This is a genomic window from Micromonospora echinofusca (assembly GCF_017614955.1).
In the GTDB taxonomy this organism is placed as follows: domain Bacteria; phylum Actinomycetota; class Actinomycetes; order Mycobacteriales; family Micromonosporaceae; genus Micromonospora; species Micromonospora echinofusca_A.
The window spans coordinates 1-1,319 of record NZ_WVUH01000648.1; the positions used below are offsets into that span (position 1 = coordinate 1).

1 protein-coding gene is annotated in these 1,319 nt (G+C 68.0%); it reads right to left on the reverse strand.

The genetic code is table 11. From position 1 onward, the window contains the following. On the reverse strand, positions 1–1,125 hold a 1,125-nt coding region (locus tag GSF22_RS33585), incomplete at its 3' end, for an endo-1,4-beta-xylanase (protein ID WP_208817919.1). Positions 1,126–1,319 lie beyond the last annotated feature (194 nt).

Consider the following 1,319-nt stretch of genomic DNA (forward strand, 5'->3'; position numbering starts at 1 on the left):
GGGCGGCGGGGTGGTGGGGGTACCGCCGCCGGTGCCGCCGAGGGCGGCCAGCACGGCGTCGTACGCCGGCTTCTTGTTGTAGTTGCCGTCGAAGAGCAACGGGGTGCCGCTCGCCCGCCAGGAGTACTTGTCGGTGACGCCCCAGACGGTGATCCCGGTGCACCGGCTCACCGCCAGGCACGCCTGGACGACCCCCCGGTACTGCTCGGCCTGGGAGGTCCCGGAACCCTCGATGTCCAGTTCGGTGAGCTGGACGTCCACTCCGAGCGCCGCGAAGTTGCCCAGCGTGGTGTGGTAGCCGTTGGGTACCGGGTTGCCGCTGTTGAAGTGGGCCTGGAAGCCGACACAGTCGATCGGTACGCCCCGCTGCTTGAAGTCGCGGACCATGTTGTACACGGCCTGCGTCTTCGCGTGGCTCCAGTTGTCGGTGTTGTAGTCGTTGTAGCAGAGCTTCGCGTTGGGGTCGACCGAGCGGGCGGTCCGGAACGCCTCCTCGATGTAGCCGTTGCCGAGCCGCTGCTGGAACACCGAGTTGCGGCGGGCGCCACTGCTGCCGTCCTCGAACGCCTCGTTCACCACGTCCCAGGAGTGGATCTTTCCCCGGTACCGGGTCATCAGCTGGGTGATGTGGTTGTTCATCGCCGAGCGCAGGTCGGTGGCGGACAGCCCGCCGACCCAGCCGGGCAGTTGGGAGTGCCAGACCAGGGTGTGGCCGCGGACGAACATGCCCCGGCTGGTGGCGTGGTTGACGATCTGGTCGCCGGAACCGAACGTGAAGTTGCCCCGGGACGGCTCGGTGGCGTCCCACTTCATCTCGTTCTCGGCGGTCACCGAGTTGAACTCGCGGTTGAGCACCGTGGTGTAGTCGGACTCGCCGAGCCGGTTGGCGGCGACGGCGGTACCGAAGTAACGGCCCTTCTCGGCGGCGGCGGCGCCGAGCGTGCTGGCGGCGCTGGCCTGGGGGGCCACGACGAGGGCGGTACCCAGAGCCAGCACGGTCGCGGTGCCGACCGTGAACAGGTTCCTGAGCCGTGACCGGTGTGTGACTGCGCGGGGGACGGAGGTGCTGACCACTGTTGCTCCTCTCGGGAGGTGCGGGATCGACGGTGGCGGCGCGTGCGGCATCGACCCCGGGCGTCGTACGCAGGGGTGGCTGATGTCGTCGGGGGGACGCCGGTGGCGGTGGGGGAGAACCTGGCTGGAGAACTCCATCCATCGTCATCATTCTCATCGGGCCGCTGTGGTGGGGTCAACAACTTCCGGAAACTATCGGAACGGGTTGGTGTGCCTGTCGTAGCTGATCCACCAGCGGGTTCAGT